This window comes from Microcoleus sp. A003_D6 (assembly GCF_036702825.1).
GTDB lineage: Bacteria > Cyanobacteriota > Cyanobacteriia > Cyanobacteriales > Microcoleaceae > Microcoleus.
This window is the reverse complement of record NZ_JAUBWA010000110.1, coordinates 1-23,852: the sequence shown is the minus strand read 5'-3', so window position 1 is coordinate 23,852 and position 23,852 is coordinate 1. Positions and strand designations below refer to the sequence as shown.

At 45.6% G+C, this 23,852-nt stretch carries 19 protein-coding genes; 10 read left to right on the top strand and 9 right to left on the bottom strand.

Going from position 1 to position 23,852, the window contains the following annotated elements:
* Positions 1–146: 146 nt before the first annotated feature.
* Positions 147–1,163, bottom strand: a complete 1,017-nt coding sequence (locus QUB70_RS24895) for a S66 peptidase family protein (RefSeq protein ID WP_332984093.1) — start codon at positions 1,161–1,163, stop codon at positions 147–149.
* Positions 1,164–1,236: 73 nt separating this feature from the next.
* On the opposite strand from QUB70_RS24895, the gene QUB70_RS24890 reads away from it, so the two are divergent.
* Positions 1,237–2,670, top strand: coding sequence for a carotenoid oxygenase family protein (locus QUB70_RS24890; RefSeq protein ID WP_332984091.1), 1,434 nt, complete (start codon positions 1,237–1,239; stop codon positions 2,668–2,670).
* Positions 2,671–3,324: 654 nt separating this feature from the next.
* Positions 3,325–4,146: an SDR family NAD(P)-dependent oxidoreductase gene (locus QUB70_RS24885; protein ID WP_332984090.1), complete on the top strand. Its 822-nt coding sequence runs from the start codon at positions 3,325–3,327 to the stop codon at positions 4,144–4,146.
* Between the two features lie 362 nt (positions 4,147–4,508).
* On the opposite strand, the gene QUB70_RS24880 is transcribed toward QUB70_RS24885, so the two are convergent.
* Positions 4,509–7,604, bottom strand: coding sequence for a CHAT domain-containing protein (locus QUB70_RS24880; RefSeq protein WP_332984089.1), 3,096 nt, complete (start codon positions 7,602–7,604; stop codon positions 4,509–4,511).
* 48 nt (positions 7,605–7,652) lie between these two features.
* Here QUB70_RS24880 and QUB70_RS24875 point away from each other — a divergent pair, with 48 nt between their 5' ends.
* Positions 7,653–7,982 carry a hypothetical protein gene (locus QUB70_RS24875; RefSeq protein WP_332984087.1) on the top strand — a complete coding sequence of 110 codons (330 nt, stop codon included), beginning with the start codon at positions 7,653–7,655 and terminating at the stop codon, positions 7,980–7,982.
* 316 nt (positions 7,983–8,298) lie between these two features.
* Here the strand turns inward: QUB70_RS24875 and tsaB are convergent, their stop codons facing one another.
* The 3 genes from tsaB to QUB70_RS24860 all read right to left on the bottom strand — a co-directional run bounded on the left by tsaB (position 8,299) and on the right by QUB70_RS24860 (position 11,154).
* Entirely contained in the window at positions 8,299–8,976 is a 678-nt protein-coding gene (gene tsaB, locus QUB70_RS24870) for a tRNA (adenosine(37)-N6)-threonylcarbamoyltransferase complex dimerization subunit type 1 TsaB (protein WP_332984086.1), read from the bottom strand.
* 2 nt (positions 8,977–8,978) lie between these two features.
* Positions 8,979–10,685 (bottom strand): serine/threonine-protein kinase, encoded by a 1,707-nt coding sequence (locus QUB70_RS24865; RefSeq protein WP_332984084.1) that lies wholly within the window; start codon positions 10,683–10,685, stop codon positions 8,979–8,981.
* Between the two features lie 220 nt (positions 10,686–10,905).
* Positions 10,906–11,154, bottom strand: coding sequence for a Ycf34 family protein (locus QUB70_RS24860; RefSeq protein WP_332984083.1), 249 nt, complete (start codon positions 11,152–11,154; stop codon positions 10,906–10,908).
* 107 nt (positions 11,155–11,261) lie between these two features.
* Here QUB70_RS24860 and QUB70_RS24855 point away from each other — a divergent pair, with 107 nt between their 5' ends.
* Together QUB70_RS24855 and QUB70_RS24850 are read left to right on the top strand one after the other, a co-directional pair.
* Positions 11,262–12,515, top strand: a complete 1,254-nt coding sequence (locus QUB70_RS24855) for a CCA tRNA nucleotidyltransferase (RefSeq protein WP_332984092.1) — start codon at positions 11,262–11,264, stop codon at positions 12,513–12,515.
* 239 nt (positions 12,516–12,754) lie between these two features.
* Positions 12,755–13,744: a DNA-methyltransferase gene (locus tag QUB70_RS24850; protein ID WP_332984082.1), complete on the top strand. Its 990-nt coding sequence runs from the start codon at positions 12,755–12,757 to the stop codon at positions 13,742–13,744.
* An 11-nt stretch (positions 13,745–13,755) separates the two neighbouring features.
* Here QUB70_RS24850 and QUB70_RS24845 read toward each other — a convergent pair whose 3' ends face one another.
* The 4 genes from QUB70_RS24845 to QUB70_RS24830 all read right to left on the bottom strand — a co-directional run bounded on the left by QUB70_RS24845 (position 13,756) and on the right by QUB70_RS24830 (position 16,467).
* Complete coding sequence (locus QUB70_RS24845; RefSeq protein ID WP_332984081.1) at positions 13,756–14,349, bottom strand: restriction endonuclease; 594 nt, start codon at positions 14,347–14,349, stop codon at positions 13,756–13,758.
* Positions 14,350–14,355: 6 nt separating this feature from the next.
* Positions 14,356–14,715: a DUF952 domain-containing protein gene (locus QUB70_RS24840; protein WP_332984079.1), complete on the bottom strand. Its 360-nt coding sequence runs from the start codon at positions 14,713–14,715 to the stop codon at positions 14,356–14,358.
* Positions 14,716–14,997: 282 nt separating this feature from the next.
* Positions 14,998–15,435, bottom strand: a complete 438-nt coding sequence (locus QUB70_RS24835; RefSeq protein WP_442927818.1) for a cupin domain-containing protein — start codon at positions 15,433–15,435, stop codon at positions 14,998–15,000.
* A gap of 261 nt (positions 15,436–15,696) precedes the next feature.
* On the bottom strand, positions 15,697–16,467 hold the full coding sequence (locus QUB70_RS24830) for a cysteine hydrolase family protein (protein ID WP_332984077.1): 771 nt from the start codon (positions 16,465–16,467) through the stop codon (positions 15,697–15,699).
* 579 nt (positions 16,468–17,046) lie between these two features.
* Between QUB70_RS24830 and QUB70_RS24825 the strand changes: the two genes are divergently transcribed.
* The 5 genes from QUB70_RS24825 to QUB70_RS24805 all read left to right on the top strand — a co-directional run.
* On the top strand, positions 17,047–18,249 hold the full coding sequence (locus QUB70_RS24825; RefSeq protein ID WP_332984076.1) for a glycoside hydrolase family 10 protein: 1,203 nt from the start codon (positions 17,047–17,049) through the stop codon (positions 18,247–18,249).
* Between the two features lie 14 nt (positions 18,250–18,263).
* Positions 18,264–18,941: a TIGR02117 family protein gene (locus QUB70_RS24820; protein ID WP_332984075.1), complete on the top strand. Its 678-nt coding sequence runs from the start codon at positions 18,264–18,266 to the stop codon at positions 18,939–18,941.
* 125 nt (positions 18,942–19,066) lie between these two features.
* Positions 19,067–19,840 carry a 1-(5-phosphoribosyl)-5-[(5-phosphoribosylamino)methylideneamino]imidazole-4-carboxamide isomerase gene (gene hisA / locus QUB70_RS24815; RefSeq protein ID WP_332984074.1) on the top strand — a complete coding sequence of 258 codons (774 nt, stop codon included), beginning with the start codon at positions 19,067–19,069 and terminating at the stop codon, positions 19,838–19,840.
* 146 nt (positions 19,841–19,986) lie between these two features.
* Positions 19,987–21,396, top strand: a complete 1,410-nt coding sequence (locus tag QUB70_RS24810; protein ID WP_332984073.1) for a cation:proton antiporter — start codon at positions 19,987–19,989, stop codon at positions 21,394–21,396.
* A gap of 138 nt (positions 21,397–21,534) precedes the next feature.
* The coding region (locus QUB70_RS24805) for a two-partner secretion domain-containing protein (RefSeq protein ID WP_332984072.1) at positions 21,535–23,852 on the top strand (2,318 nt) is incomplete at its 3' end.

The window sequence follows — 23,852 nt, the reverse complement described above, 5'->3', positions numbered from 1 at the left end:
TACTCTTTTTTAACGTTTCTTTGGATTTTACTCATTTTATGCTAATTTGGGGATATTTACAAAACCGGGATGCTCCCGAGAGCCCGTTCCAGAATTTGATTAAAAGGATTTTTGCAAGAGGTCTAATATCGAGAATAGTTTAAAATTTAGCTGACAGCGGATTCTAACAATTTAATTGTACCAGAGTCAGCGTCAATTTCAACTTCTAGACCGATCGGCAAAGTGAACTGTTCCCGGATGTGTCCCACCATCGAACCGTACCACGCGGGAATCTTCAAAGGGCGAATGTGGTCGGACAAGACTTGAGGTAAGGTTAGGGACTCTTGGGGTTTTTCAGCTTCGCACTTGGTACACTGTCCGAAAATAAAACCTGATATTTTATCGAGAATGCCCGCTAATTTGAGCTGCGTCAACATTCTATCGATGCGATAAACTTCTTCGCCAACTTCCTCAACAAACAAAATAGTATTTTCCCATGTCGGTAAATATGCAGAACCCACCATTGCTGCGATTACTGATAAATTGCCGCCGATTAGTTTTCCCCTAGCTGTGCCCCGCCCGATTGTTTGAACTTGCACGCTTTGGGAGTTTTGCATCGTCACAGAACCTCCGTCAAACAAAACTTTTTTGACGTAATCCACTGTAAAGGGACTCCAAGTTGACGCACCTAAAGGGCCGTGAAAAGTAACTCTATTAGTTTTAGCATAAATCGCCAATAACAGCGCCGTAATATCGCTGAATCCCAGAATAATTTTGGGATTGTTGCGGATAATATTGTAATCCAGGAGGGGCAATATCCGAGCGCAGCCCCAGCCGCCCATCCCGGTAAAAATAGCTCGCACTGAGTCATCGGCAAAGGCTGCGTTGACATCGGCGGCGCGATCGGCATCCTTGCCGGCTAAATAGCCGTAGCGGTCGTAAAAATGCTCTCCCAGTTTAACTTTTAAACCCAGCTTTTCGATAACTTTAAAAAAATCCTCGATTTCTTTTTTGTAATTGAAAGCAGCAGGATTGATTAAAGCTATAGTATCGCCAACTTGCAGGCGGCGCGGCTTAACAATCGCAGTTTTGGGAGATAGGTTAGTTTGGGCGAGTGGCAAAAGCTGAGTACCAATAGCAGTCATCCCAAAAGTTTTGAGCAGAGCACGGCGGCAGAGAGTCATAGCTGTTAGGTAAATTTTGCTATAATTGTATAGCAAAATATCTGTCAAATCAGTTAAAAATTGCCAGTTTCCCATGAAAACAAGCACTAAAATCTCAGCTAAAAAATCTTGGGCTCAAGCTTTAGCCCGTCCGGCTGCGGAATTTCCGCTGACTCAGCTATTGGTTAAAAGCGGTAAAATTCCCGCAGGATTGCGGGGAACTCTCTACCGCAACGGGCCCGCACGTTTGCAACGCGGCGGCATGAATGCGGGACACTGGTTTGACGGCGACGGTGCAATTTTGGCAGTACATTTTACCGATGCGGGTGCTGCGGCTGTTTATCGCTACGTGGAAACAGCGGGATATCAAGCTGAGGAAAAAGCTGATAAATTTCTCTACAGTAATTATGGCATGACAGCACCGGTGCCTGCGTGGTTGCGGTGGAAGAAATCTGTTAAAAATGCTGCCAATACTTCTGTTTTAGCTTTGCCCGATCGCCTTTTAGCTTTGTGGGAAGGCGGCTGGCCTCACAGCCTCGATTTGCAAACCTTGGAAACTCGCGGAACGGACGATTTAGGCAGTTTAGAGAGCGGATCTTCTTATTCCGCTCACTGCAAGCGCGACCCGATTACTGGCAATATTTTTAACTTTGGAATTACACATGGTGCGAGTACAAAGTTGAATCTATATAAAAGCGATCCTACAGGCCAAATTGTGCAGCAAGCAACTGTTGCTTTAGATGGCCCTCCTATGCTCCACGATTTTGTTTTGGCTGGAAAGTATCTAATATTTTTTGTGCCGCCAGTACGACTCAATTTTTTGCCCGTGTTAGCTGGAATTAGCAGTTACAGCGACTCTTTGGAATGGAAACCGGAGTTAGGAACGCAGATATTAGTTGTTGACTCGGAAACTCTCTCTTTAGTTAGTCGCGGCGAAACCGATTCTTGGTTTCAGTGGCATTTTGCTAACGGTTTTGTAAAGGAAGATGGTTCGGTGGCTGTAGATTTAGTGCGCTTTGCTGACTTTAAAACTAATCAGCGCCTGAAAGAAGTAGCTGCGGGTGAAACTCGCACCGATGCGGAGGGGACTCTGTGGCGGGTGCATCTCAATCCTCTGACGGGCAAAGTGACAGAAACAGAAGAATTGCTGGCTCAACCTTGCGAATTTCCGATCGTACCTGCTTCCGAAGTAGGGCAAGACTCGCGATATATTTATCTGGCAATGTATCGGCCTGACGTTGATATTGTAGCGGAACGTTACGGTGCGATCGCCCGTTTGGACACGCAAAACCGCAATCTCACAATTGCCGACTTGGGCAAAAATCGCTATCCCGCAGAACCCATCTACGTTCCAGATATTTCCTCGGAGAAAGGTTGGATTTTGACAGTTATTTATGACGGCAATTCTGATAAAAGCGAAGTCTGGATATTTGACAGCGACGGACTTTCAGATTCTCCGGTTTGCCAGCTAGAATTGCCCGGTGTCATACCTTTGGGCTTTCACGGCACTTGGAAATCCGCCGTATGATAATTGTGTAAAGAAGTGTTGCGGAAGATTTATTAAAAATTGTTGCCGCTTTAACTTCTAGTTGTTAAGGTGTGTGTAGATAGGAAATTCTCATATCTAGGAGGTGTGGAATTGATAATCTGCATTGCTCAATTATCCTGTGCCAATTCGCGCGAATCCCCGGCGATTGTAAGTCGCGGCGGCACAGGATATCGTCTGCCTCTGCGGACTAAAAAAAGAGGGGTAATTAAGCCCCGAAAAATGAAAATTTCGGGTGAATATTCCCGGCGAATAGATTCGCGGCTGCACAGGCAAAGTCCGCCTCCGCTAACTGATGAAAGAGCGGTACTAAAGCCAGCTTTGGCATGATTCTCGACTAGGTTTTCTCATCTCACGTTTGTCTGGTCTGCTTGCATGAGGTTAAATGACCAGATATTTGACTGATTCTTGGCAAACCAAAAGTTTAGTTCAACTCACGCGCACGTTAGCGATTCAAAAGTTTTTTGTTTTGAGTTAACCCCACGAAAAAATTAGGCTTATCGGAACAAGATAGCCTTTCCCACAATTATGAATTATGAGTTGTTACCGCCAAAACATTCAACTCATAACTGATAATTCACAACTCACAACTCATAACTCCGTGCCGCGGTGAGCATCAACCAAAAGGTTTAATCTATGCAACTTCAAGGAAAAACAGCTCTTGTTACAGGAGCTTCGCGCGGAATTGGGCGATCGATCGCCCTGGAATTAGCGAGACAAGGAGTCAAACGTTTGTTGATTGTGGCGCGCAACCGCAAGCAATTAATTGAACTGGCAGAGGAAATCGATGTTTTTGGCACAGAAGTAGTGCCGTTAGCTTTGGATTTAACTCAGTCAGTAGCGGTGAATATTGCGATCGCCCAAGCTTGGCGAGATTGCGGCCCCATTCACCTGCTAGTCAACTGTGCGGGTGTCGCGCACCAAGCATCATTCTTGCGTTCCCCGCTCCCGTTAATCGAGGAAGAAATCGCCTTAAATTTGCTCGGAACCTACACAATTACCCGCTTGATTGCGAGGCGAATGGCGACTCAAAAAGAGGGAACAATCGTCAATGTTTCCAGCTTAATGGGCAAAATCGCCGCTCCCACAATGGCCACTTATTCTGCTACCAAATTTGCCATTTTGGGATTCACCCAAGCTTTACGCAGCGAGTTAACTCAGTACAACGTTCGAGTCACAGCTTTGCTCCCATCCCTAACAGATACCGACATGGTGCGAGACTTGGAACAATTTCGCTGGGTAGTGCCCACAACTCCCGAAAAAGTTGCCCTAGCACTTGTCGCGGGATTGCACAAAGATGCGCCGGAAATCTTAGTGGGATATCAAAGTCATCTAGCAGTTTGGTGTCACCGAATTGCACCTTGGCTGCTGGATTTTGTGTTGCGGATGGCGACTCCCGAACTTCGGGATAAATCGCGGGGCCGCAAATTGCGGGAGGCTTTAGCTAGCGGGCGATAAACTAATACCGTATTGGATTATGCGTAGGGTGCGTCGCCACCAACAATTCTGGCTATTGAAAACGATTCAATAGCGACGCACCACCACCATCAAGAGGGTAAGTAATCTGGATTTGTATAATACAAATCCGGGTTAAATATCCCCGTTATGAAGGAGGCGATTGAAATCGCGTCTATACACACAAAGTCCGCCTACGCGGACTAAAGGTATGATACCCGGATTTGGTATGATTCATCCTCGTTAAAAGTTGTAGGGTGCGTCGCTATGATATCTACCAATAGCAGCAAAAGTTGTTCGTGGCGACGCACCCTACGAATACTTCCATTTGGTCACAATCCGTTGCCGAACTTCCTTCTCCTATCTCATTTCCACTCCCCTTGCAAAGTAAAAGCCGCCCAATAATAGGGAGACTTCCATTTTTCCTGCTGCATCATTTCCATCTGCGCGGCCCTCAAAGCTGCCGCCGGCGCTAACTTTTGTTGCAGCATTCTCTGATAAAACTTTTGCATTAACACAGAAGTTCCTTCATCATCGACATTCCACAAACTCACCGCCACCCGCTGCGCCCCCGCATACATAAAACCCCTTGTCAATCCCACCATTCCTTCGCCTTTAACATTCTGTCCCATGCCGGATTGACAAGCACTTAAAACCACTAAATTTGCCGCCATTTTCAAGTTGAAAATATCCGTTAGTCGCAAAAAACCATTGACAAGATTGCCCTTGTCATCTACGGTAGACATCACAATTCCTGACAGTTCGGGATTTTTGCTGTTGGCAAGGCCGTGGGTGGCGAAGTGAATGATTTGATAATTAGCTAAACTGCCATCGGTGGCAGTAGTGCGACTGGCATCAAAATCAAATATTTGACGGCTAGAAGCTGAGGGGAATAAGCTGGATATTGTTTGGGCTTCTTGGCGAGTAAATGGTAGGCGTTTTGGCGGCCATTCTATCTCGGAAGCACGAAGCGAGCGATTTAAACCGAGGTTATTTGATTCTAATTTTTCTGTCGTTGCTTGGGTGATTTTTCCTTTAATTCTTTCATCGTCTGGACTGAAAACAGGATCGGCTAAAATTGCTAAAGTTTGGTTGGGCGGTTTTCTATCTCCGTAATTTTTCCGGAGAATAGCGAGACTTGAGGCGGAAGGCAGGGTAATAATTTCATGTTCGGCAATTAAGAGAACATTGGTATTTTGTCCGGCGGTTTGGGGAAGAGTTAACGCGGGAAAAGGGGTATAGTGCAGCACGCCGTCGGGAACAATTAATAAGCGTTTGTTTCCTAATTGGGCTGCGGCGGGCTGTAAAATTAATTGACCCAGATTTGCACTTGGTTCGGCAACTTTTTGGGGAATTTCTCTCTGGGTTGGGCTAGTGACTGCGGTGCGGAAAGCCACTGCTGCTGTTTCAATATCGGCGCGTTTTGGCAATTCATAGCTGGTGAGTTCCTTTTGGCTAACCACCCACAAATAACTGCGGTCTTTGCCGAGGGAATACTGCAATAAAATCGTGTTTTCATCGAGAATCTGTTTCTTAATTTCTGGCAGTGTTAAAGGTTGGGGTTGGGTGAGGGCAGCGTACCGGGGGCTGGCGGTACGAATCTTTGTTTGGAGTTGCTGATATTGTTGCAAAAGTGCGAGGCGCTGTTTGTCGATTTCATCGATTTTAGTTGCGTTGGGGTTGGGACGGCTGATTGTTTCGATGCGCTGCTTTTCAATGGCATCGAGTTGCTGTTGCAAGCTCTTTTCTTGTTGCAGTAAATCGGGGTCAATGCCTTCGCGAATGTTGGCGTTACTTTCTTGAAGTAGTTCTAGGAGGCTGCGGGCACGAGAACGTTCGCTGGCTTCTAAGGCTTTTGTATCATAACCGAATTTAGGATTAGTTTTGTGCAGTTGCATTAACAGGTCGATGTAGAATTCGTAGTAGGTTTGTACTGTGGCAAAGTATGAGCTGCGGAGTTCTGGGCTGGCAATTTTGGTGCGGAGGTTTTCGATAATTTTGAGAGAGGCTTCGATGTCTTTGAGGGCTTCGTTAAGATTACTTAAATCGCGCTTGACATAAGCCATTCCGAAAAGGTTTACAGCTTCTATTCCGGGGTCGCTGACAGCCCGACTCAGAAGCAGGGATTGGCTAAAATACTGTAGCGCTTTTTGTTTCTCTTCCGACTTTAAGTAAACTAAGCCGATGTTTTTGAGGATGGTAGCTTCCCTGTTGCGATCGCCAACTTCCCGACTCAGGCGAAGGGATTGGTTGTAATGCTCTAAAGCATTTTGTTTGTCTCCCGAATCGTCGTAGATTCTGCCAATGTTGTTGAAGGTGATAGATCCCCCGCTGCGATCGCCGATTTCCCGACTTAGATGAAGGGATTGATAGTAATATTTCAAAGCTTTCTGTTTCTCTCCCAAATCTGAGTAGACAGCCCCGATGCTGTTGAAGATATTAGCTTGCACCGATCGATCGCCGGAGGCCTGACTTAGGGGAAGGGATTGGTTGTAATATTCTAAAGCTTTCTGTTTCTCTCCCAAATCTGAGTAGACTTTGCCGATGTTGCTGAGGGTGACAGCTTCCCCGCTGCGATCGCCGACTGCGCGACTTAGGGGAAGGGATTGGCTGTAATACTCTAAAGCTTTTTGTGACTCTCCCAAAACTAAGCAGACAGCCCCGATGTTGTTGAGGGTGGTAGCTTCTTGCGAGCGATCGCCAATTTCCCGACTCAAGGGAAGCGATCGGTTGTAATATTCTAAAGCTTTTTGTAGTTCTCCCAAATCCGAGTAAACTTTGCCGATGTTGTTGAGAGTGATAGCTTCCCCGTGGCGATCGCCCAAGGCGCGAGTGGGGGGAAGGGATTGGTTGTAATATTCTAAAGCTGTCTGTTTTTCTCCCAAATCCGAGTAAACTTTGCCGATGTTGCTGAGGGTGATAGCTTCCCCGCTGCGATCGCCGACTGCTCTCCCCAGCGGCAGGGATTGGTTGAAATACTGTAGCGCTTTTTGTGGCTCTCCCAATTTTGAGTAAACTAAGCCGATGTTGCTGAGGGTAATAGCTGCTTGCGAGCGATCGCCGACTGCTTGACTCAGGGGAAGCGACTGGTTCAAATACTGTAGCGCTTTCTGTTGCTCTCCCAATTCTGAGTAAACTAAACCGATGCTGTTAAGGGTGACAGCTTCTTTCTCGCGATCGCCTGCTTCTCGATACAGTTTTAATGCTTCTTCATATTTGACGATCGCACTTATTAAAGCTTCCTTTGTTCCTTGTTGGTAAAGTTTTTCTGCTTCTTGATATACTTTTTCACCAGCATCGTTACTGCTATTTTGTGCCGTTTCTACGACTTTGCTAACGGGCACGGCGACTGCTACTGGCGGACTTAACTGAAGCGAAAGCGCGATCGACATACCGGCCAAAAACCATTGAGTGCGATCGAACATAGCCACCCCTTTTGTATTTTTGTCAATTTTAGTCACTAGCCCGCTTAGTGTAAAGGCAGGAAGAAGTAAGGGCGATCGGCATTTTTGCTAGAGTTAACGAGTAGTGCGATTCCCTGCGGGATCGCTGCGCCGCGCGTACTTTTTCCCAGCATGAACAACATCCTAACTACCCCCGATCCCGTAACCAGCCACTGGGATTGCCCCGAATGCGGCGGCACCGGTACCCTCAGCCCAGAAATTTGCCCTGTTTGTCTCGGAGCAAAATACATCGATCTCGCTACAATAACGAACTGGATGCTCGATTTTATGGAATCTCGCGGCTGCGATCGAGCTGAGATCGATCGATTGCGAACCGAAAGCCCAGACCCCCTAACATTAACTTTTTGCCTCGAAGTTTGTATCGCCCTTAAATAAACAACGATATCAAGTCTGGTTAATTGCTTATAAATCATTTACGGGCATCGGGCATCGGGCATTGGCCCGCGCAGGGCATGGGGCATTGGGCATGAGGAATGGTCGGAAAAAAAACGCACTCTACAAGTTGATTTAACTTATATCTTGCACTATTGTCAATTAACCTTTTAGGAACAGGCAAGATGCCTGTTCCACAACAAAATCTAATCTTTGTGGAACAGGCATCTTGCCTGTTCTTGAGAATGGTGCAAGATGTGAGTTTAACTGAAACGAAATAATGCCCAATTCCCTATTCCCCATGCCCTATTCCCAATATTCAGTGTCCCTTAACCGGATGTTGACCGTAAAAAGGCAAAGCATCCGACCAATCAGGACGACTTCCTTGTTTCCACTCCAAATAAGCCAATTCCAACACACTAGAAACCGACCAACCCAACTCGCTACCAACTTCAATTAACTGATAAGAGTTTTCCCAACTTTCCAACTTTTCCTGCCAGGATTCCGCCGTCATCACCGTATCAGGAAACAACTCAGTTAAACCAGAATCTTTGTTAACTGAATAAACCGCCCCAAACAATTGTCCCCGCTGTGCAGGCATTTGCAGCGCCATATCCTCTCTCAAAAGCCCCCCCTTACCAAGGGGGGGTTGGGGGGGTTCCGCCCAAGCCACAGCCGCCAAAGTTGAAACCGCAAAAACCGGAATATCCAACTGTTGAGCCAAAGTCCGCGCCGTCACCATACCCATGCGAGTCCCCGTGAAGCCTCCGGGCCCTTTCGCCACTGCAATAAAAGCAAAATCCGCCCATGTTTGCGGCCCAATAAACTCGATTAAATACTGATGCAAATGAGTTGCTAAATCGCGATCCAAATTCCAAGTTTGGCAGCGAGAATCCCCGGCAAAATTGCTGATGGCTAAACCGAGTTCGCGACTAGCTGTGTGCAGGGCTAAGCCGTATTTTTTAACTGATGTTCCGTCTTGGGGATTGCTATTCACGATTACTGATAATTTTCCTTAACAAAAAACAGCGGCAAAGCCACAACTAAGCAACCCAAAAGAATGCCAAATATTCCCGTATTTAAAATCCTGGAATTACCCATGCCCCCAGTCATCAAGAACAGCACTACTAAACTTGCAAATAAATTTTTATTGGCAAATTCTTTCTTTTGGGAAACTTGATGCTTGACGGCCATAAAACCCGAAGAAACTATTAGCGCAAACCACGAATTAAAAATGACTATTTGAGAGCCAAAGATAAACCAAACTAAGGCAAACATTAGCGCATCTATCCAAAAATCCTGAGTTTTCAACTTCGGCAGCCAAAATTCTTGGGTAGTAACAGAGGCGATTTTCTTGACTAATTGATTGTGTTGCAGCCGCACGAGTTTGTTTCTCAATTGAATCTTGGGATCGATTTGCAATATTTGCTTCCACTCGGGGCGGCGAGAATTGTTGACTCTTCCCAACAGCTTCACTGCTGCGACTTTATTTAACTGCAAATCGGTGAGTCTGGTGGCAATTATTTGAGATAAGTGCGGATAGTAAACGGGGTTGTCTTCGGTTCTGTTGATGACGATATTGAGCTGTTGCTTGGCTTGACTGACTTGGATTGTAACATTGTAGGGGGCGATCGCCTCTTGCAAAGCTTGCTGAATTTCGGCTTGCTGTTGGCGAGTGAAAAGCGACACACCGGGCGCAGGTGTAAGCACTCGTTCTGCGGGCGTTTCCGGCGCGTCTAGCACCGGCTGTGCGTCTAAATACACCGGTTTGGGGTTCAAGTGCCGGATGACTGCTGATGCTGAACTGTAACGCCGGTTGGTGGCACTTTGAAGCATGGTGTCGAGGATGCGGCCGAAATCGTCGCTAACAGCAGTCTTCAAATAATTTCGCCAAGCCCAAGAATCTTCTGTACTGTCGAACAAATCGAAGGGAGGAATTTCAGTCAGCAAGTGAATGCAGGTAACGCCCAAACTGTAGATATCGCTGGCAAAAACTGCTTTCCCCATCAATTGTTCTGGGGCTGTATAAGCAGCACTGCCGATGATTGTACCTGTTTGCGGCAAGCCGGTTGCTGTTACTTTTTTAGCTGCACCAAAGTCTACTAAAACAATATCTTTTTGGAAAGGAGATGGTTGATAGGAATTCTCTAAGGCGGGTAAAGGAGTTGGAGATAGGCGGCGGCGAATGATATTTTCGGGTTTGATATCGCGGTGAATGACTTTGGATTTGTGGACGAAGTGGAGCACGGGCAATAAATCGTTGAGGAGTTGCCGAATTTGAGTTTCGGTGAATGCTCCTTTTTGTTCTAATTCTCTGGCTAGGTTTTTGCCGTCTATAAATTCTTGTACTAAATACTGTCTCCCGTCTTGTTCAAAATGCGCGATTAATTCGGGAATTTGGGGATGTTTGCCCAATGTTTGTAGCTGGGCTGCTTCTTGGTGAAATAGTTGAGCGGCTTTTTCGGCGGTATTTTGCGGGAAAAATTGCTTGATTACGCACTGCGAAAAAATCAGGGGTTTGGTTTCATCAACTGCTAGAAATGTTCGGCCAAAGCCTCCTTGTCCGATCGCCTTTATGGTACGGTAGCGAGATGCTGATGGCGAGTGTTCGTTAGTTAACAACAATTTCGAGCCGCAACTTTTGCACAATTCTGCATCCCCTGAATTTTGCGGATTCTGACAAGTTGGGTTTAAGCAATAGCACATTGGATTTTAGATTTTAGATTTTAGATTTTAGATTTGTAATTGGGAATGGGGAATGGGGAATTGGGCATCGGGCATCGGGCATCGGGAATTGAAAATTGGGAATTGAATATTGGAAATGGAAAATTGAAAATTGGGTAAAAAGAAGAAACAAGAAAAGGAGATCGTTTTATTGTTTTCCTTCTTCCTTCTTCCTTCTTCCCTCTTCCTTCTTCCTTCTTCCTTAAGTCGGTACGAGTTCGCCCGGTCGCAATTTTGCCCATTTGCCGGTCTCTTGCTTGAAACTTTCACAGCCAACTACATCCCATTCCATTTCAATTTCATCTTGGCGGGGGCGGATGTTGACGTTGATTGTGGGTTCTACGGGGTCGAAATCGGGTGTTTCGGTGAGGTGAATCTGTTCGTGCTGTCCTTCTACGGCGTGGTAGGTGAAGCAGCGGTCTACATAGTGGCAGTTAATACAAATACACATTCTTGATATCCTCTGTGCATTTCAAAAAGATTGGTGAATTTCGAGCTTTCTGTTAATCTAGCGTAGCAAGAGCTTAATTGTTTGTAAGTTTGTTTATTTTTGTTGCGATGCCGATTAGTTTGCCCTCTGCATTATCTCCTGATACTTGGCCGTTTGATTTGGAACTGCTGACACCGCCTGCTTATCTGGTGGGCGGTGCGGTGCGGGATGCGCTGCTGGGGAGGCGATCGCACTATTTTGATTTGGATTTCGTTATGCTAACACGGGCGGTGAAGACTGCTCGAAAAATTGCCGATCGCACGAAAGGTGGATTTGTTTTGTTGGATGCGGAACGGCAAATTGCGCGGGTGGTGTTTGCGGGCGGTACGGTGGATTTGGCGCAGGCGGAAGGGGGGAGTCTGGAGGGGGATTTGCTGCGCCGAGATTTTCGGATAAATGCGATCGCCTGCAATCCTTTTACCGGAGAAATCATCGATCCTTTGGACGGTCAAACTGATTTGCGCTTGGGTTTGCTGCGGATGATTTCGCGGTCAAATTTGGAGGACGATCCGCTGAGGTTATTAAGAGCTTACCGCCAAGCGGCGCAGTTGGGTTTTGCGATCGAGCCGGAAACACAATCGGCGATTCGGGAATTAGCGCCGCTGTTGAGTCGGGTAGCGGTGGAACGGGTGCGGACGGAATTGGGTTATTTGTTGAGCAATAATAACGGTGTTCCTTGGATTTGTCGCGGTTGCGAAGATGGTTTGTTTTCGATTTGGTTTGAAAGTGCGATCGACCGTTTTGATATTTTGACAAAAATTGACTCGTGTGCTGCTGATTTGGCGGCAATTTATCCCGAGTTGGGGACAGAGTTTGGGCGATCGATTAGAGATACAATTAAAACGCCTTTGTTGGCTGTAGCGAAGCTGGCTGTTTTGGCAAATTCCGACCCGACAATCGCTGAAACAGAGTTGCTGCGGTTGAAGTACAGCAATGCGGAGATTAAAAGTGCGATCGGGCTTTTGAAATACTTGCCGAAATTGCAAGCAAAACCTATTTCGGAAATGTCTTTGAGAGAACAGTATTTTTTGTTTCGGGATCTGGGAATAGTATTTCCAGTTTTCGCAGTTTTGGCAGTAGCTGCGGGACTTTCCGTGGATGAGATTTCACTGTTAATTAATCGCTATCTCGATGCCGATGATATTGTTGCTCATCCCACACAATTAGTTAGCGGCAACGATTTAATGGAGTCTTTGAAATTGCCCAGAAGTCCGCGCATCGGTCAATTGTTGATGGAGATTCAATTAGCGCGGGTGGAGGGGAGAATTGCGACTCGCGAAGATGCGCTGAAATTGGCGGCTGAGTTGGTTGATGTTGATTGATATTTTGCAACTGTGGCAACAGTCCGCCAGAAGTTTAAACCCCAATATTTGTAGGGGCGGGTTCGCCAACAATATTTGCCTAAAACTGATAATCTCGTAAACCCGCCCCCAACCCACGGTCAATCGCAATCTATCTTTTTTAAGATACAAAGGTTAAGTGCGATCGACTCAATAATCTCTTGACAAGACTCGCTACAATTAATATTATGGAAGTGAGAAATCTCAATAAAAATACTTAAATGCAACCTTTGAGTCTGATATCACCTGTGGTTTCCACCGAACGGGGATTGCGAGAGGTTTATCAAAGCGAATACGGCATTCTTTACCACGAAGACTGTCTCAAATTTTTAGGAACTCTTCCAGATTCCTGTGCGGATATTGTGTTTGCAGATCCGCCCTTTAATCTCGGCAAAGATTACGGTAACGGTACGAGCGATCGGCTAAATTCCAGCGATTATCTTGCTTGGTCAAAACTGTGGCTAAAACAAAGCATTCGAGTGCTTAAACCGGGCGGGAGTCTATTTGTTTTCAACTTGCCTAAGTGGTGCATTGAGTACGGTGCATATTTAAACCAACAGGGCATGGACTTTCGTCACTGGATAGCCTGTAGAATGCCTAAAGCCTTTCCTCGCGGCAAGAAAATGTCTCCCGCACACTACGGATTGCTTTATTACACAAAAGGCGAACCAGCAGTTTTCAATAAAGTTTATACGCCGATTCAAGTTTGCCGACATTGCGGCGGAGAGATTAAAGATTACGGTGGACACCGCAAAAAATTAAATCCTCAAGGTATTAACTTAATGGATGTTTGGGATGCTTCAGAAGATGTCTGGGAAGATGCTTCTGAAGATATTCGATCGGAAAATTTGTGGACGTTAATTGAGGAAATGTGGACAGATATTCCGCCAGTCAGACACCGACAGCACAAGAAAAGGGGAGCCAATGAATTAGCTCCGATTATGCTGGAACGCATCATTGCTATGGCATCGAATCCGGGACAAGTTGTAATCGATCCTTTTGGAGGTTCTGGCACTACATTTTATGCAGCAGAGAAGTTGGGTAGGTATTGGCTGGGTACTGAAATCGGCGATGTTGAACCAGCAGTGAAGCGGTTACAAGACTTGGCAAATGGCAACGTAGAAAACTGGGAATCTGCAAGAGGAAAGACAAAAAATAAAATCCGACAAATTAAACAAAACGAGTCAATCCAACTAGAACTGTTTTCTTAAAAACTAACATTTCATATTAAAGCGCGACCATCTGTGCCTTTAGTAATTGTAGGTACGCTGCTGTCAACGGCATCATGTTCAATGACAAATATGGCTAAAAAACCTGCTTGTATGTTAACGGCACGCCAGACATCAAAGTAAGGTTCTAGTTCCTCATAGTTGCCAATTCTATCAGTTAGATAAGGGTACAGTTTGCGGCTGGGCAATACTAATGCCGTCCCTAAAAAAATACCTCGTAAAATACCGAGAATTAGTTTGTTAACACTGCGGTGACTTGATGAGATATTTCCGGTTTCCCATTCTAAGGCAAATAAATCATTCTCTAAAATTTTGGTAGCATCTACCCGTCCAGGGGATCTAGTTGCAAATCTGATTTTAGTTTCAAGCTGCCATCCAAAATTGTCTTGAAGAGCAGCCATACAAGCATTTTTGATAGGTTTGACGCCGTTTCCGTGCCTGGTTGGATTTATCGTAAAGTTTGATGCGCCCACAGGCCAGGCTATGGCGTCAATAGCAATCCTGATTTCATTTTTAATAACTCCCCATTCTGCTGACTCCTCAAAGTTACCGCGACTAATAAGTGATACTTCTTGAACTATTTTCACAGCATACTAAGCCTGTTCATTGATACTTGCTGTTAATTCTATCGGCAATTCAAACTTGCCATCTGTACCCGATTCAAACTCAAAAACTTTCAACACAGCATCAACATTCAGCGGCCCGTAAATGTGCGGGTAATTCTCACCGGCGGCATATTCATACTTAATTTCTGCTTCTACTTTTTCCGAGTCAATCCACAGCAGCAGCAATCCTGTTTGTCCCACAAAAAATTTATTGGCAGATTTAAGAACTTGCGGCAGAGTCGAACAGTGGATAAATCCTTCTGAATCTAGCGTATCGCCGCGATAGGATTGAACTTGTTTTGCTTGTTCCCACTGTTGGCTGCGGGTGATGTGAAATATAACGCTCATAATTGAATAAGTAGGTGGTTACAAATAAACATTACATGAGTTGGGCGGGTTTTGCACTCCTCTAATCGCTAGTATCATATATCTTAACTAAACCCGCCCCTACAAGATACTATGTTTTTTTGCGATGACCTACTTAAGTTATAGGTTTAATCTACAATTGGCAGTAAAATTTGAGAGGGATAATTTCCGCCACAACTTAACTGTAAACAGCAGAAATATATCATCGATAGGTTCGTCAAGACTTTAATCATTAGATAAAAGACTCAATTCCTGACTACAAACCTAGGACGATATTAGTACGTCCGATCGCCCGAGAACTCTCATATCTTCCTCGTCGAGTTCGACTGGCGTGCCGCTGCGAATTAGTTCCACAAAATCTTCATTCGGCACCATAATGCACAAAGTGTACAAACGTTCATTGCCCGTATTTTCAATTACGTGAGTCGCCGTTGGAGGCACTAACAAACTATCTCCCGGTTGAATACTAACTGTTTTGCCGTCGCAGGTTGCTTGCCCTCTTCCTTTGAGTACAAAAAACATTTCTACTGCGAATAGATGGCGGTTGGGAGGAGTTTTGCCGCCCGCATCGAAAATCTCCACGCAAACTGTTAAGGAAACATTAGCTATTACCGGATCGAAGACGATAGCTAATCTATTAGTATCGCCCGGACTGATGCGAAATGCTTGGTAGTCTTTGGGAGACTTTATCACAGGAATCATGCACTGGTTTGTCATTTTTTTTTTTTTTCAGTTGTCAGTTGTTATGTTTCTGATATGATTAGCGAGCCAGAGTCATTAGTTTAGGACTTACGCATGGATGCCCAGAAACCGGGTTTTTACGAGCATAAGCGTTACAGGCGACAAAAACCGTAAAAACCCGGTTTCTTTTGTGCTGATGCGTAAGTCCAGTAGTTCCGAGCTTCTTAGCCTCAAAATTTTATTCTTAGTGACTAATGACTGCTGACTAATGACTAATGACTGCTATTTAATTGCTTCTAACATAGCCTGAGAATCCGATAAAAAACCAAAACATTGTTTAACGTTATAAAGAGTAGCTTGCCAGCAATACTCAGGAGATGTCGTAGCTGTACAATCTTTGACTAAAATACAGTCGTAACCGAGGAAATTAGCATCTTGCAGTGTAGCCATGACGCACTGATCGGCGTTTACTCCTCCGAAGAAAAGTGTAGTTCTTCCCAGGTTCCGCAAGATACTATCTAAAGGAGTATCCCAAAAGCCACTCATCCGATACTTATCAACGCAAATATCCTCCGGTTTGGGTTTTAATTCATCGACAACCTGCGCCGCCCAACTCCCCGCCATCAACACAGGTGCGCCGTTTTTGGGCAGCGGATCTCCCAAACCTACGCCGTCGCCTGTGGGATTGTAAACGTGACGGGAAGCTGCACTAATATTGAGTAAATCGGGGCGGTTTCCCCAGTTTATCCAAATAATTGGCATTGCGTGCGATCGCAATTTTGGCAGCAAATTTTGTAAAGGATTGATTGGAGTTCTCGCGGGCGTTACATCTACGCCAATATGTGCTAGCCAACCGTCGGGATGACAGAAATCGTTTTGCATATCTATCACCAACATTGCTGCTTTTGCTAAGTCCAAACGCAGAGTTTTAGTTTCTGTTTCTAGGGTAACAGGTTGAGGCGCGATCGGCGATCGGGTGATATCGGCAATTTTGGCATCAACTTTCCAAGCATTCGGCGGCACGCCCAAGGTGCGGAGAGAATCAGGATTCATATTGATTATTACTCAAAAACAATTTCAATTTTATAACTATTTGATTGTTACTAACTTGTCATATCTTACCTCTTTGCTATAATTAAGTATCAGGGGCAACTTTTTGATAAATTTTAGAATTTATTAACTTTATTACAGTTGGGCGATCGCAAATGTTAGCGCCTGGGAAGCATACAATAAAAATCAATGTAAATTTATAAAAAGGGTAAATCTAGGCGTTGCTAAATACAGGTATGAATGGAAGATTTCCCAATTGCTATAAGTCAAGTATGGTGAGTTTTGTAACATCAAGTGAAAAGTTGCTTCATACCGTGAATCAGCAACGCCGAATTTTCTTGTGGAACAGGCAAGATGCCTGTTCATAAAAGGATTATTGAGAATCGTGCAACATATGAGGTAAAACTGAGATATTGCATCATTTTGAATAAGCTTTTTAAGGGCGGGCTAGAAGCCCAACCCCTACTCCCCACAAGAAAAAAATTCACTCTTGTGGAACAGGCATCTTGGCTGTTGCTGAGAATGGTACTATTGAGTGAGGTAAAATAGAACTCTCACAATAATCATATTTGCAAAAAATTGATGATTAAACTCCACAAATGGCAGCGGATACTGGCTTTAATAGTTGTTTTTGCGATCGCCCTTTCCTCCTCCGCCATATTATCCCCGCGTCTGTTAGCTCAAACCCGCCCCCAAACCCCAACAACCGAATTGCGCGGCGTCTGGCTGACTAACATTGACAGCGAGGTTATCTTCTCCCGCAACAACATCATTGATGCTGTAAATCGACTGGATCGACTCAATTTCAATACCATCTATCCCACGGTTTGGCAAGGAGGCTATACGCTTTATCCGAGTGCCGCAGCCCAACGAGTATTCGGACAGTCGATCGACCCATCACCCGGATTGAAAGACCGAGACATCCTCAAAGAAATTATAGCACAATCCCGCCAAAAAGGTATAGCAGTAATCCCGTGGTTTGAGTTTGGTTTCATGGCTCCCGCCGAATCGGAATTAGCCACACTTCACCCAGACTGGCTGGCGCAGCGGCGCGACGGTTCAACTATTTGGAAAGAAGGCCAACACGATCGAGTTTGGCTGAATCCCTTTCATCCCGAAGTGCAGCAATTTATCTTAGATTTAATCCTAGAAATTGTCGATAATTACGATCTAGATGGCATTCAATTTGACGACCATTTCGGTTTGCCAGTAGAGTTTGGCTACGAGCCGCAAACAGTGTTAATGTATCAGGAACAAATCAAAAGCCCTCCCTCCGACGACCCCCGCGAAACCTTCTGGGTGCGCTGGCGCGCCGACAAAATCAACGACTTCATGGGGCGAGTTTCCCGCGCCATCAAATCCCGCAAAGAAAAATGTATTGTCAGCTTATCTCCGAACCCTTTTCACTTTGCTTTACCCGCCCACTTGCAGGACTGGTTTACCTGGGAAAGACGCGGCTACATTCAAGAAATTGTGTTGCAGGTTTATCGCAGCGATATCAAGCGTTTTAGTGCCGAACTGGAACGGGAAGAAGTCAAACTGGCTAAACTTCACATTCCAACTGCGATCGGCATTTTAACTGGTCTTAAAAATAATTCTGTGCCCCTAAAACAAATTCAAGAACAAGTGCAAGAAGTGCGAAAAAGAGATTTCGCTGGCGTGTCGTTCTTTTTCTACGAAAGTTTGTCGAATTGGGCTAACGAAACCCCCGAACAGCGCAATTCTGCCTTGCAAGAATTCTTTCCCACAAAGATGCAGCGCCCGCCCTCCGAAGGCACAATTTGAAACCTACAGTTAAAATGAGAAAAAGCATAAAGCGCTTAGGAATTGTCATCTTATCTTTGACCGCTTTCCTAACAATTGGCTATCTAACTCCCAGAAAGTGGGGAAATTACTCGCAAGCAGATTGCACAATCTCTCTATACATTTCCAACCAAGGCATTCATACGGAGGTCATTGTTCCAGTTAAAAATAAATATTTTGACTGGAATCAATTTTTACCGCTAACAGAAATAGGGCGGGATGCCAATTCTGATTATAAATATTTGTCTTTTGGCTGGGGAGATAGAGCTTTTATGTTGGAAACTCCCACATCAGGAAGTATCAACCCAGTTACAGCTTTCAAGGCGCTATTTCTGCTTACTCCATCTACCCTACACGTTCAAGGTTATCGGGTTCTCCCCCAAAGTATAGAAACCAAATGTGTTAAAATTAGCGGCGAAAATTATCTGACGCTGGTAAATTTTATTAAAAATTCATTCCCATTAGACGCAGCAGGTAAGAAAATGAAAATTAGCTACGGCTACGGTAACAGCGACAGTTTTTATGAAGCAAAAGGCAGTTACTATGTTTTGAGAACTTGCAACGACTGGACGGCCGAAGCTTTGCAAAAAGCCGATGTCAATACTCCTTTATGGTCAACGCTGTCTTCGGCGATTATGTTTCATCTTAATAGCGGTTGCGAATGTCAAAAATAAATGGTATTAGGTAATACCATTTTAGATATTATAATTCGGAATGAATGATTAGGTATGGGTTGGGAAATTCTCTAAAGTTGCATTCTTTTTTTTAGCTGGTATAATAACCACTTTGAGGAAAAATTATGAATGTAATTCCAGCGATCGACTTATTGGATGGAAAATGCGTCAGACTGTATCAGGGAGACTACGCGAAGTCTCAAACTTTTAACGACAATCCCGTCGAAGTCGCCAGACAGTGGGTAAATGAAGGCGCAACTATGCTGCATTTAGTAGACCTCGACGGCGCCAAAGCAGGTCATCCAGTCAACCAAGCAGCTATTGAAGCGATCGTCCGATCTGTAGACGTTCCCTGTCAAGTAGGTGGGGGAATGCGCGATCGCGCTTCTGTTGCTGCTATCCTCAATTTAGGCGTTCGGCGCGCCATTCTCGGCACTGTCGCCGTCGAACAACCGCAATTAGTCGGCGAATTGTGCGCCGAATTTCCCGGTCGAATTCTGGTTGGCATCGATGCCAGAAATGGTAAAGTTGCTACTAGAGGCTGGCTGGAAACTTCGGAAGTTTTAGCAACAGAATTGGCGCAAAAAATGGCAGAGTTAGGCGCTGCTGAAATTATTTACACCGACATTCACCGCGACGGTACTATGGAAGGGCCGAATTTGGAATCTTTGCGCGAAATTGCTAACGCTATTTCGATTCCGGTGATTGCTTCCGGCGGCGTTAGTTCGATCGCCGATTTGTTAAGTTTGCTGGCTTTGGAATCAATTGGTGTCAAAAGTGCGATCGTCGGTAGGGCAATTTATACCGGCGATATCTTGCTAAAAGAAGCAATTCAAGCAGTCGGACAAGGGCGGTGGCAGGATGTACCGCCAGATTTGGGTTCTTCGAGTTTTGCTTGATAGTCATGTCGAGTTAACTGGCTACCAAATATCTAGCAGTTATCAGTTTTTATACTCACAGTCAACCGTCAACTGTCAACCGTCAACCGTCAACCGTCAACCGTCAACTGTCAACTGTCAACTGTCAACTGAACATCATCGTACCCATGTTTTTGAACCATACAATTACAGCTTTAAGTTCTGGGATGGCATCCCTAGTTGCTCCCATACCTTTGCTAGCAACAGTCGAGGCAGAAAATTCGCCGATCGTTATCAGCGGAGTTTTGCTCAGTTTGGTAGTGATTTATCTCGCCAGTAAACTCGGCGCAGAAGTGGCTCTAAAGTTTGATTTTCCGCCGGTTTTGGGTGAACTTGTAGCAGGGGTAATTGTTGGCGTATCTGCTTTACACCTGGTCGTTTTTCCCGAAAGCGGGCTGTCAGCATCCAACTCAGGAATTATGACAGTTCTGCAATCGATTAATCATCTGTCTCCTGCCGCCCTCACCAGTGTCTTTGAATCGCAGAGTGAAGTCATTTCAGTGCTGGCTGAATTAGGCGTGATTGTTCTGCTGTTTGAAATTGGTTTGGAGTCGGATCTCAGACAACTAAAAGAAGTGGGGGTTCAAGCCGTCGTTGTCGCTTGTGCCGGCGTGGCAGTTCCCTTTGCCGCCGGTACTGCGGGCTTGATGATGATTTTCCACACTCCGGCGATTTCGGCGATTTTTGCGGGGGCTGCTTTGACGGCAACTAGCATCGGAATTACATCGAAAGTTTTGTCTGAATTGGGACGGCTGAAATCTAAAGAAGGTCAAATCATTGTCGGTGCGGCGGTGATTGATGATGTGCTGGGAATTATTGTCTTGGCTGTTGTCGCGAGTTTAGCGAAAACTGGTGAGATTGACGTTGTTAATGTCATCTATTTGATTGTCAGTGCAAGTGTCTTTCTACTAGGTTCGATTCTGTTGGGCGGCATCTTTAACAAAAGCTTCACTGCGGTGGTGGAGAAACTCAAAACTCGCGGCAATATTGTGATCCCCGCCTTTATTTTTGCCTTGTTCATGGCGTTTCTTGCCAATGCAATTCATCTCGAAGCGATTTTGGGGGCCTTTGCTGCGGGCTTGGTTTTGGATGAAAGCGATGCGCGCAATGAGTTGGATGAATTGGTTAAACCCATCGCCGATATGGTTGTACCCATCTTCTTTGTGACGGTGGGATCTCGGGCGGATTTGGGGGTTTTGAACCCAACAGTGCCAGATAATCGGGCTGGTCTTTTGATTGCTACTTTCTTGATTGTGGTTGCTATTTTGGGCAAGCTGGTGACTGGTTGGGTGGTGTTTGGTCTGCCGGGAATCAATCGATTGGCGATCGGAGTGGGGATGGTTCCTCGGGGCGAAGTCGGCTTAGTGTTTGCCGGCATCGGTTCGGCGAGTGGGGTTTTGGATAAACCGTTAGAAGTCTCGATTATTATCATGGTGATTCTGACGACATTTTTAGCGCCGCCATTTCTGCGGATTGCTTTTGGTGATACGGTAGAGCCTCCAGCTAGTGGGGAACCTTCTAGCGAGCAAATCGTTTGATTCAGGGAATTTGAGTCGAGGGCGATCGGCTGATGCGAGAAACACAAATACAGTAGCCAAATACCCGACTTTTTAAAGAAGTCGGGTATCTAACACAAAGATTATTTTACCCTAAAGTATTATATAGGAAGCTGAACTATGTCCCGCATATCTTCCACTCTATTGTTTGCTTTCTTGCTGCTATTTCCCACTGCCACTCTCGCTCAAATCGTCCCCGATCGCACTCTAGACACTGAAAACTCCCGCACCGTATCCGACACTATTAATAACTTACCATCAGACCGCATTGAAGGCGGTGCAACTCGCGGCCCTAACTTATTTCACAGTTTCCGAGAATTCAACGTCGGTGAAGGCAGAGGAGCATATTTTGCCAATCCTAACGGCATTGCTAATATTTTCACTCGCATCACAGGTGGCAATCCTTCCAATATTTTAGGAACATTAGGAGTACAAGGAAACGCCAACTTATTCTTACTCAACCCGAAAGGAATTGTCTTCGGCCCCAATGCGCGGTTAGATTTGCGCGGCTCATTTATCGGTGCAACTGCTAGCGACGTTCTGTTTAATAATGGCTTTGAATTTAGCAGTAATAACCCCCAAGCCGTGCCATTGTTAGCGATTAATATTCCTGTGGCTTTGAGATTTAGAGAAAATCCCGGCACAATTGTCAACACTTCCCAAGCAATCGGCCCCACACCAACCTTACCCCCACTGCCCGTAGAAATTCCTGTTTCTAACAAACTCGGTTTAGCAGTAGACCCCGGTCAAACTTTAGCATTAATTGGTGGAGACATTCAACTGCAAGGAGGAAATTTAACAGCTTATAGCGGACAAATTCTGTTGGGTAGCGTCAAAAGTCCTGGTTTAGTGCGATTTGAACCAACAGCTTTAGGTGTGAATTTAAACTACAGCAATATTCAGAACTTCGGCAATATTGAAATGAACGGTGCGTTGATAAACACAAGCGGATTAGGAGGTGGCAAAATTGATATCAGAGGTGGAAACGTCACCGTCAGCAGTTCGGGAATTTATGGACTAACACTGGGAAATAGTGATGGTAGAGGTATCGATATCAATGCCCAGAACTTGCGAGTAGATAAAGGGTCGCAAATTTTCACTCCTACACTGGGAGAGGGTTCGGGGAGCGATATCAACCTCCGCGTTACTGACTCAGTGGAAGCGATCGGGCTGGGAATTGAAGGCTATCAGCAAGTTTACAGCCAATATGTGGCATCTGGAACGCTCAACCCCTTCGATCCGCAAATTGTTGTGAATGCTGGTACTGTTGGCAGTGGAGCCGCCGGAAACATTAATATTGACACTGGACGGCTCCTGCTGCGCGATGGGGTAGTGGGCGGTAGCACCACATTTAGTGCTGGAAATGGCGGAAATATGACTTTCCGCGCCAATACCATTGAGATCGTTAGTTCTGTACTCAGCAACGGAACAACTAGGGGAAGTACCGGTCAAGGCGGAAACATAACTGTTGACGCACAACGGTTAATCATGCGCGATGGCTCCAATCTCGTCAGCATCAGTCGCAGTAATGGAGCATCGGGGAATATCGCGATTAAAGCGAATCAATCGGTAGAATTGTCGGGGAGTCTCCCTGGAAGTACGGCGCAAACTGCGATCGGGGCTAACTCTTTCGATGGGAATGGAAAAGCTGGGGATATTACGATCGACACTAAGCGGCTGACTGTTTCGGATGGAGCTGTAATTACTTTATCGACGGGTGCGATTATTGGCGGATTCGTTTTTTCTACGAGTGGAGGGCCTGGAGGAAGTTTAACTGTTAGAGCCTCAGAGTCGATCGAAGTGAGCGGCGTGTCTGGAGTTTTGGGGAATGCGGGCTTCGTCGCACCGAGTGCTCTGGGTACTCAAACTACAACCTCTGGTAGAGGTGGAGATATCCGCCTCTCAACGCCCATGCTCGCTGTACGGGATGGGGGAATTATTTCTGCGGGTTCTTTGGGTGCAGCAGATGCGGGAGATATTACAATTAATGCCGATCGCACAGAAGTGCAAGGCATCGGGAGTAACGGTGGCTTCAGGAGTAAAATTGAGGCTTCGGTTGGCAGCGCGAATACTTTTGTCAATCCCAATGCTACGGGGAATGCGGGTTCGTTGAATTTGAATGTAAATCGATTGATTGTCCGAGATGGAGGCACAGTCAATGTTGAGGCTTTGGGAAGTGGTCGTGCTGGTAATATTAATGTGGTTGCAGACTCGATCGCCCTCGATAACAAAGCCAGCATTGACGGTACAACTGTCTCCGGTACTGGAGCAAATATTAACCTCCAAGCGCGATCCATTCAATTGCGGCGCAACAGCAGAATTACGACGGATACAGGTAGTTCTGACGGTGGCAATATCAGAATTAACAGCGATCTTTTGGTTGCCCTCCCGCGAGAAAATAGCGACATTACAGCTAATGCTCGCACAGCTACTGGAGG

What these genes read in the sequence shown, in the direction of transcription:
- QUB70_RS24890 (WP_332984091.1), top strand. Translation starts at nt 1,237, where the DNA reads ATGAAAACAAGCACTAAAATCTCAGCTAAAAAATCTTGGGCTCAAGCT.
- QUB70_RS24810 (WP_332984073.1), top strand. Translation starts at nt 19,987, where the DNA reads ATGTTTTTGAACCATACAATTACAGCTTTAAGTTCTGGGATGGCATCC.
- QUB70_RS24860 (WP_332984083.1), bottom strand. Translation starts at nt 11,154, where the DNA reads ATGTGTATTTGTATTAACTGCCACTATGTAGACCGCTGCTTCACCTAC.
- QUB70_RS24820 (WP_332984075.1), top strand. Translation starts at nt 18,264, where the DNA reads ATGAGAAAAAGCATAAAGCGCTTAGGAATTGTCATCTTATCTTTGACC.
- QUB70_RS24895 (WP_332984093.1), bottom strand. Translation starts at nt 1,163, where the DNA reads ATGACTCTCTGCCGCCGTGCTCTGCTCAAAACTTTTGGGATGACTGCT.
- hisA (WP_332984074.1), top strand. Translation starts at nt 19,067, where the DNA reads ATGAATGTAATTCCAGCGATCGACTTATTGGATGGAAAATGCGTCAGA.
- QUB70_RS24855 (WP_332984092.1), top strand. Translation starts at nt 11,262, where the DNA reads ATGCCGATTAGTTTGCCCTCTGCATTATCTCCTGATACTTGGCCGTTT.
- QUB70_RS24835 (WP_442927818.1), bottom strand. Translation starts at nt 15,435, where the DNA reads ATGATTCCTGTGATAAAGTCTCCCAAAGACTACCAAGCATTTCGCATC.
- QUB70_RS24825 (WP_332984076.1), top strand. Translation starts at nt 17,047, where the DNA reads ATGATTAAACTCCACAAATGGCAGCGGATACTGGCTTTAATAGTTGTT.
- QUB70_RS24840 (WP_332984079.1), bottom strand. Translation starts at nt 14,715, where the DNA reads ATGAGCGTTATATTTCACATCACCCGCAGCCAACAGTGGGAACAAGCA.
- QUB70_RS24865 (WP_332984084.1), bottom strand. Translation starts at nt 10,685, where the DNA reads ATGTGCTATTGCTTAAACCCAACTTGTCAGAATCCGCAAAATTCAGGG.
- QUB70_RS24885 (WP_332984090.1), top strand. Translation starts at nt 3,325, where the DNA reads ATGCAACTTCAAGGAAAAACAGCTCTTGTTACAGGAGCTTCGCGCGGA.
- QUB70_RS24830 (WP_332984077.1), bottom strand. Translation starts at nt 16,467, where the DNA reads ATGAATCCTGATTCTCTCCGCACCTTGGGCGTGCCGCCGAATGCTTGG.
- QUB70_RS24850 (WP_332984082.1), top strand. Translation starts at nt 12,755, where the DNA reads ATGCAACCTTTGAGTCTGATATCACCTGTGGTTTCCACCGAACGGGGA.